Consider the following 8747-nt stretch of genomic DNA (forward strand, 5'->3'; position numbering starts at 1 on the left):
TTTCCCTTCATATATTTTTGTCATTATAATTTCAAGAAATGAAAAGAGAAGTTTTAGTAGCCTTAGCAGAAAAGTATGGCAGCCCCTTATATGTGTATGATGCGGCTAAAATTGAAAGTCAATACAAAAAATTAACGGGTGCGTTTTCAAAAGTAAAAAACTTACGCATTAACTATGCTGTAAAAGCTCTTTCTAATGTAAGTGTGTTAAAACTTTTTAAGAGTTTTGGCTCCGGAATAGACACCGTATCTATTCAAGAGGTACGACTTGGGTTGTTAGCCGGTTTTAAACCAGAGCATATTATTTATACTCCAAATGGGGTTTCATTGACTGAAATAGAAAAAGCGATGAAATTAGGAGTTCAAATCAATATAGATAATATATCCATTCTTGAACAATTTGGACAAAAGTATCCAAAAGCCCCAGTATGTATTAGAATCAATCCGCATGTCATGGCGGGAGGTAATAGTAAAATTTCTGTAGGTCATATAGATTCTAAATTTGGTATTTCTATACATCAATTACCTCATATACATCGAGTTGTTGAAAATACAGGTATGCTAATCAATGGTATTCATATGCATACAGGATCTGATATTTACGATGTTGATGCTTTTTTAAGAGCTACCGAAATACTGTTTAATGCCGCCGCTTCTTTTAAAGATTTAGAATACATTGATTTTGGTAGTGGATTTAAAGTGCCTTATAAAGAACATGATATTCAAACTGATATTTTAGAGTTGGGTAAAAAATTATCGAAAAGATTCAATGATTTTTGTAAAGAAATCGGTAAAGAATTAACCTTAATGTTTGAGCCAGGCAAGTTTTTAGTGAGTGAAGCTGGTAAATTTTTAGTACAAGTAAATGTTGTGAAGCAGACAACTTCTACCGTATTTGCAGGTGTTGATAGTGGCATGAACCATTTAATTAGACCGATGTTTTACGATGCGTATCACCATATTGAAAATATTTCAAATCCAAAAGGAAAAGAACGTTTTTACAGTGTTGTTGGGTATATATGTGAGACCGATACTTTAGGAGCCAATCGTAGGATAAATGAAATCAGCGAGGGCGATATCTTATGCTTTAATAATGCTGGCGCCTATTGTTTTTCAATGGCTTCGAATTACAACTCTCGTTACCGCCCTGCCGAAGTGTTAATCTTGAAGAGTAAAGATTATCTTATCAGAGAACGAGAAACTTTCGATGATATTTTAAAGAATCAAAAAATTATTGAAATTTAATCGATTTTAGGTAACTTGAATTCATTTAAAACACTAGATTCTTTCATTATTTTTTCAATTTCTTCAGATTTTCTTGGTGCCATAGCCGATAAGTTTACAGGACCATTTTCAGTGATGAGAATATCGTCTTCTATTCTTACGGCAATCCCCCACCATTTTTTATCACAAGGACTTCCTTCGGGTATATAAATACCAGGTTCTACGGTTATGACCATATTTGCTTTATACGGGCCATAATTACCAGGATCGTGCACGTCTAAACCTATATAGTGCGAAGAACCGTGAGGGTAATAGTTATGCTTTTCATCTTTTGAGCTTAGTATTCCTAACTTTGCCAAACCTTCATTAATTACACTTCTTGTAGCAGCATTTGGCGCATTAAATGCATTGCCTATTTTAGCCTCAGCAATCCCAGCTTCTTGCGCTTCATATACCAAATCATAAATTGCCTTTTGCTCGGGAGAAAATTTTCCATTTGCTGGAATTGTTCTGGTAACATCGGCTGTATATCCTCTGTATTCAGCACCTAAATCCATAAGTACCAGGTCATCACCTACTTTCGTTTTATTATTTTCTATGTAGTGAAGAATACAACCATTATTTCCGCCACCTACAATAGAAGGATACCCTTCATATTCTGCACCATATTTTTTATAAACAAATTCATGCACACCTTGAATTTCAGTTTCAGACATATTAGGATGCATAGCTTTCATAATTTCAATTTGACCCACGGCAGAAATTTCAACAGCCTTTTTGAGTAGTTTTAATTCTTCTTTCGATTTGATTTCTCGCAAAGAACCCATTAATCTACCTAAGGTTTGAATATCGATATTGGTTTCAGGTTTCTTTTCTAACCGCATGGTTATTTTTTGTTTGAACTCTTTTCGTAAATCTTCATTAGCAGCATCTTTAAATCCCATCAAGAGTTCATCTTTTTTGAGCTCGGTATAATAATCCATATAGCGACCTAAATTCTGTGCTACATTAGCACTATTTTCAATACTTGTAGCCTTAATCATTTGATAGGCTCTATCTCTGTTAGGGTTTGGTAGTAAATTCTTATTATAGTTAGCTTTTTGCTTAAACTGATTCACTAAGTCGAAGATGTCCGCTTGACTTCTACCGTTTCTATAATCATCCTTAAAATCGAAAATCAACACTTTATCAAATTGTTTAAAATCGATATTTAGGTTTTTAAAATCTTCTCCGTTAAACGTATTTTCAATGCCTAGTTTGCTTTTTGTACCTTCAATTCCCAAACGTCTTCCTGTCCACATTTCGGCTAAAGGGTTCTTACTTTGTACATAGATAAGTTCATTTATAGTATCACCATCTTGATTTTGCGGTTCTGAAAAAACAACCAAAACTGCATTGGGTTCTCTATAACCTGTTAAATAATAAAAGTTTGGGTCTTGATGATATACATAGTCAACATCGTTAGCCCTGTTGCGAACAGGGTTCGCAAAGAATACAGCAACACTGTTTTTTGGCATGTTTTTACGTAGTGCCACTCTCCTATCTTTATGAAATTCTTTAGATAGAAAGTCTTGGGGCACTAGATCTTGCGCTATACTTAGTAATGAAACAGAAAAAATTAATATAATAGATAAGAATACTCTAAGCATTTTTTAAATTTTTGGTGGTTAAATTTACATTTTTTATGGTTTGCGTTTGTGAATAAAATGCTAAAATTAAGATAGATCAAAGTACAGTTTAGTTTGTTTCTTAATGAAATTTCTTCAAACTTCACTTATCAGTCGCTTTAGTTCATTAAAACGGAACCATATCTTTACGTTAGCAAGCATTCCAATGATATTGAAAAAACACATTCTTAAAATTGTCTTACCATACGTTGGGTAATCTAATAATTTTGTGTGGATATTTAAAATTATCATTGTTTTATAAGCATTTTAATATCTCGATAAACAAATACTTGGATTTTACAGAAATACTAGTATTATTTTTACCAGATTTGGTGAAATATGGGTTCATAGTAATAGCATTGATTCTATTCAACTTTTTGATAAGTTCGAGGGCGTAAGAGGAATCGAAAAGTAATTTGCTTGATTCTACTCTAGATACAAAAAACTTTAAAAATAGATTAAAAACGTATCTGAAGTTATTTAGCCCAATAACGTGATTAACATTATTAACATTGATTGGTTTAATTCCAATATTTATTTTCAGAAAAACTGAATTTTGGATTTATTTTTATGCAGCAATTTCTCCAGCTATTCTTCTTTTCTTTTTAGTATTATTATTTGAGTTTAAACGTAAATATAAGGCTATGTATGATAGGTTCTATGACTCCACTTACCATACTTTAATTTTAGCAACATTTCTATTCCTTTTTATCATTTTATCTCCACTTTCCCTTCAAATTGATAAGGCAAAAACAAGTCCAGAGAACGGGGTAACCTTTGAATATAACGATCAAAATATCAAATCGAATAAGAAGCTTATATATTTGGGGCAAACGAAAAAGTATTTATTCTTATTTGATACAAATAAAAGGAAGGCATTTATTTATGAAAGTAGGTTTTTTAACTCAATATATTGGATAATAATTATATTTTTGGAGTCGCTTTAAAGCGACTTTTTTTATGAAAACATTATCTCTAGAATACTTAGTAAGAGTACCCAAGATCGCTTCAGAAAAACCACCATTACTCATTTTATTGCACGGTTATGGTAGTAACGAGCAAGATCTTTTTTCGTTTGCTGAAGAACTACCCGATGAGTTATTGATTATTAGTGCCCGTGCACCATTAACCTTAATGCCAAATAGTTATGCTTGGTATTCAATACATTTTGATAATACCGATGGTAAATTTTCAGATATACCACAAGCCATTAAAGCACGAGAAATTATTGCTACATTTATCGATGAAGTTAAAACGGAGTTTACTACAGACCCTAAAAACACTTTTTTAGTAGGATTTAGTCAAGGCACTATTTTAAGTTATGCCGTTGCTTTATATTATCCTGAAAAAGTGCAACATGTAGTAGCCTTGAGTGGTTATATTAATGAAGAATTATTACCAACTACTGTAACAACAGAGAATTATAAGAATTTAGATTTTTTTATCTCGCACGGTTCAGTAGATCAGGTATTACCCGTAGATTGGGCTCGAAAGGCAAAACCATTTTTAGATAAATTAAATATTGATAATGTGTATTATGAATACCCTGTTGGGCATGGCGTTGCACCACAGAATTTTTATGCCTTTAATAACTGGATTAAAGAACGATTATAATGATGAAAAAAAGCATTTTTTTAGTAACACTATTGCTAGCAATGTATTCGTTTGCGCAAAATGATAATATTAATTGGAGTTCTATACAATTACAAACCAAATTCTCAGAAAAGACTACCTTTAATGTAAAGCCTATCTTTCGATTTAATGAAGATTTTTCAAACTTTCAGAATGCATCCTTAGATATTTTTGTAAATCATAAATTAGGAAAAGGTTGGTCGGCGCAATTAACATCGAGAACTTGGTTTTTACCTGATGGTAAACCCCGTCAGTTTATTTGGCCAGATATTGCCTATGGTTTTTCTAAAGGTGTGCTAAAAATCGATAATCGTTTGCGATATCACCTCGCCCTAGATATTAACGACCGTAAAGACCCTGATTTTTTACGTTGGAGTTTGCGTTTTATGTACAATAAAGGTAAGGTAAAACCTTATATTGGTATTGAGCCTTGGTTACGACTTAATGGTTTTGAAGAATTGCAGCGCATACGGTATATGCCAGGTGTAAGCTGGAAAATTAATGACACCTATGCCCTATCTTTTACGCTTTGGAAAGAAGAAAGTATTAACCTAGAGCCTAAAGCCAGTAATAATATTTGGTTATTAAATCTGTTAGTAAAGATTTAAGCAAATCATTGACTTTCGAAGACAAACATTCGAACTTCGCTTACTTGTACTGAACTTGTTTCAGTAGCACTCGCTAAACGGAATAAAACTCCACTTAGTTTAACGTTAGCATACATTATGAACACAAAGGAATATTTAAGTAGAATCAAGTTTTTTGGTCAAACAAAAGCTGACTTAAATACCTTGAAAAAAATACATCAAAATCATATACTCTCTATTCCATTTGAAAACTTAGATATTCAAAATGGACAAAAAATTAATCTCGAAAAATCGAATTTATTCAATAAAGTTGTCAAATTCAAAAGAGGTGGATTTTGTTATGAATTGAACTATTTGTTCTTGTCTCTGCTAACAAATTTAGGTTTTGATGCTAAAATGATTTCTGCCAGAATATTTGATGACGACAAATTTGGGCCTGAATTTGACCATATGGCGATAATAGTTAATCTTGAAAATGAATCTTGGCTTGCAGATGTCGGGTTTGGAGATTTGTTTCTAGAACCATTGAAAGTTGACCAAGAAAATGAACAAATTGATGGATTCAACACATTCAAAATCAACTTTTTGAACGAAAAATCATATTTACTATCCAAATCTGAAAACGGAACGGATTTTGAAAAAAAGTACGTATTTGATACAAGCGAAAAAAGGTTAGAACAATTTTTACCTCAATGCGAATTAAAGCAAAAATCACCAGACTCATATTTTGTGATAAATAAGGTCTGCACAATAGCGAAAAAGAATGGGCGTAAAACAATTTTTAATTCTAAATATATTGAGAAAGAATCTGGAAACAAAGTAGAATCAATTATCGAAAGTAAAGAGCAGGAAAAAAATATACTGGAAATGGAATTCGGCATAACGCAATAATAACGTATGCTAACAATGCCTAAACTTAATGCAGGATTTAAGGCTAAATCGAAAAGCCTATGTATATTTATGATGTCGCCAAATCTTTTTGATTTGGCTTTATAAAGAAAAAGATAAAACAAAATAAAAAGTTTTGGTTATGTGCTTAATCGGAAATTAATTGCTTTTTAATTCTCGTGCTAACCATAGCCGAGACTATAAGCAAAACTCCAAATATTCGTTTTTTGATTTATCAAAAATAATCCCGAATTTAGTTAACTCCATTTTTAACTAATTCAAGACAATGAAAATCAAAGTATTCTTACTCCTAGCTCTTACAAGTACCTTATTTTTTGCGCAAGATTTTACCAAATCACCGTGGCATATCGTGGCAAAAAATATCGATCCTAATAACTACTACGGTGTTACGGTCGCTAATGGTATGGTAGGCATGGTATCATCACCAGAACCTTTAAAAGTTGAAGAAGTTATTTTAAATGGTGTTTACGATTATTACCAACGAGGTCGTGTGAGTAATATACTAAAATCTTTTAGTCATATGAACATGCATTTAGAAGTTGATAATAGGCGTATTGATAGAAATAGCATTCAAAACTATGCACAAACGCTAGATATGAAGCATGCAAAACTCATGACAACTTTTGATGTGTTAGGTAAAGTGGCGGTGAAACAAGAATTAATGTCATTACGCAACCTGCCCTACACCGCTATGGCTATTGTAGAGATTACTGCCAAGAAAGATGTAGAAATTGTACCTATCAATTTTATTTTTTCACCTAATCACCTAAAAGATGTACGCAATTTGTATTCTGAAATAGACAGACCTCATGTGTTAATTGAACTCATGTCGTCAGTGGCTTCTAGCCCTGGTGATAAAAAATTGGCAGCTGCTACATCTTTTATATTTCCAGAAAAGCATGGTAAGCAGCCTAAAATCATTCATGAAGATTGGGACTATAATATGCACCTCATGAAGTTTAAAAAGCAATTAAAAAAAGGTGAAACCTATCGGTTTGCATTAGTAGGTTCAACACTTTCTTCGGTGCATAACAATGATCCGCATAATGAAGCCGAACGTTTAACTATTTACGCAAAATTAGAAGGCATAAAACGACTAGAAACTGCACATGAAAATGCTTGGAACAAACTATGGAAAAGTGATATCATCATAGAAGGTGATTTAGCTTCGCAAAAAGCTATTCGTTCAGCAATATACCATCTATATTCGTTTGCGAGAAAAGGCACTGCTTATTCATTATCTCCCATGGGTTTATCGGGTCTTGGTTATAACGGGCATGTATTCTGGGATACCGAATTATGGATGTATCCTCCATTACTCGCTTTACAACCAGATATTGCGAAATCATTACTAGAATACCGTTTTGAACGATTAGATGCTGCTAAAGAGAATGCTTTTGCACATGGGTATGATGGTGCGATGTTTCCGTGGGAGTCTGCCGAAAATGGCTCTGAAGATACACCTGTATGGGCATTAACTGGGCCCTTTCAACAACATATCTCAGCAACTGTAGGTTGGGCTTTTTGGAAATACTTCGAGGTAACCAAAGATCTACAATGGTTAGAAACAAGAGGATATCCGGTATTAAAAGAAGTAGCCGATTTTTGGGCAAGTCGCGTAGAACGCAAAGGTGAAGGACGCTACGAGATTAATAATGTGATCGGCGCCAATGAATGGGAAGAAAATATCAACAATAATGCTTTTACCAACGGTATGGTAAAAACCGTATTAGAATATGCTTCGTTAGCAGCAGAAAAATTAGGCAAACAAGCCAATTCAGATTGGCGACATGTAGCTGCTAACATTCCGATTTTAAAATTTCCAGACGGTACTACCAAAGAAAATGAAACCTACAACGGAGCAATGATTAAGCAAGCTGACGTAAACCTACTTGCCTATCCGTTAAAGATTGTCTCAGAAAAAGAGTCTATTCTTAAAGACTTACAATATTATGAGCCCAGATTGGCACCCGATGGTCCTGCTATGGGTGGTGCCATTTTAGCTGTGTTGTACGCGCGTTTAGGCGAAACAGAGAAAGCCTACAAAATGTTTAAAAAGAGTTATGAACCTAATGAATTACCACCGTTTAATGTGTTAGCAGAAACAGCGGGTGGTACCAATCCGTATTTTGCAACGGGTGCAGGTGGCACTTTGCAATCGGTGATTTTTGGTATTGGCGGTCTTGATATTACAGAAGATGGAATTGTAACTTTAAAAACCTCATTACCTAAAGAATGGAAATCGCTAACCCTTAAAGGAATTGGCATCGATAAAAAGACTTTTATAATAGAAAAATAGCAGTTGTTAGAATTTAAAATAATTGGGTTTATTCTTCTTGGTATAGGTATTTTAATCACTTTTTATGGAATAAAATTGATGGTTGAAACCATTATATTTAACAAAAAAGGATTACGAGCTAATGCAAAAATTATTGATTATAAAATCACTAAATCTACTAACGATGGGATTGCACAAACTACTTATTACCCAATTGTATCCTTTAAAGACAGAAAAGGCAAAGAAGTCATCCAAGAATTAAATCAAGGCAAGAGTCATAAGGAGTATAATGATCGAATCTCTATTCTATTTATACAAAATAGAGAGACTTATAAGATTATCGTTGACAATAATGACTTCAAAATAAAATTTCCTTTAATAATTATCGCTGTAGGTGTTTTTCTATTGGTAATTATAATCACATTATTAAAAGACAAGCAAATTTTATAAT

7 protein-coding genes are annotated in these 8747 nt (G+C 33.1%); 6 read left to right on the forward strand and 1 reads right to left on the reverse strand.

Annotated elements, in window-relative coordinates; all coding sequences use genetic code 11:
• Positions 1 to 38 precede the first annotated feature (38 nt).
• Complete coding sequence (gene lysA / locus AC1EUY_RS13745; RefSeq protein WP_480196120.1) at positions 39 to 1244, forward strand: diaminopimelate decarboxylase; 1206 nt, start codon at positions 39 to 41, stop codon at positions 1242 to 1244.
• Here the strand turns inward: lysA and AC1EUY_RS13750 are convergent.
• Positions 1241 to 2872 carry an aminopeptidase P N-terminal domain-containing protein gene (locus AC1EUY_RS13750; RefSeq protein ID WP_480196121.1) on the reverse strand — a complete coding sequence of 544 codons (1632 nt, stop codon included), beginning with the start codon at positions 2870 to 2872 and terminating at the stop codon, positions 1241 to 1243. The two genes, lysA and AC1EUY_RS13750, sit on opposite strands and share 4 nt — an antisense overlap.
• Positions 2873 to 3850: 978 nt before the next feature.
• On the opposite strand from AC1EUY_RS13750, the gene AC1EUY_RS13755 reads away from it, so the two are divergent.
• From AC1EUY_RS13755 to AC1EUY_RS13775, 5 genes are all read left to right on the forward strand, one after another.
• Complete coding sequence (locus AC1EUY_RS13755; protein WP_480196122.1) at positions 3851 to 4504, forward strand: alpha/beta hydrolase; 654 nt, start codon at positions 3851 to 3853, stop codon at positions 4502 to 4504.
• Positions 4505 to 4506: 2 nt separating this feature from the next.
• Positions 4507 to 5130: a DUF2490 domain-containing protein gene (locus AC1EUY_RS13760; protein WP_480196123.1), complete on the forward strand. Its 624-nt coding sequence runs from the start codon at positions 4507 to 4509 to the stop codon at positions 5128 to 5130.
• A 183-nt stretch (positions 5131 to 5313) separates the two neighbouring features.
• Positions 5314 to 6000 carry an arylamine N-acetyltransferase family protein gene (locus AC1EUY_RS13765; protein ID WP_480196124.1) on the forward strand — a complete coding sequence of 229 codons (687 nt, stop codon included), beginning with the start codon at positions 5314 to 5316 and terminating at the stop codon, positions 5998 to 6000.
• A gap of 283 nt (positions 6001 to 6283) precedes the next feature.
• Positions 6284 to 8317, forward strand: coding sequence for a kojibiose hydrolase (locus AC1EUY_RS13770; RefSeq protein WP_480196125.1), 2034 nt, complete (start codon positions 6284 to 6286; stop codon positions 8315 to 8317).
• A gap of 78 nt (positions 8318 to 8395) precedes the next feature.
• Positions 8396 to 8746 (forward strand): hypothetical protein, encoded by a 351-nt coding sequence (locus AC1EUY_RS13775; protein ID WP_480196126.1) that lies wholly within the window; start codon positions 8396 to 8398, stop codon positions 8744 to 8746.
• Position 8747: the final 1 nt, after the last annotated feature.

The sequence above is a fragment of the Maritimimonas sp. 2210JD6-3 genome, from assembly GCF_056591795.1.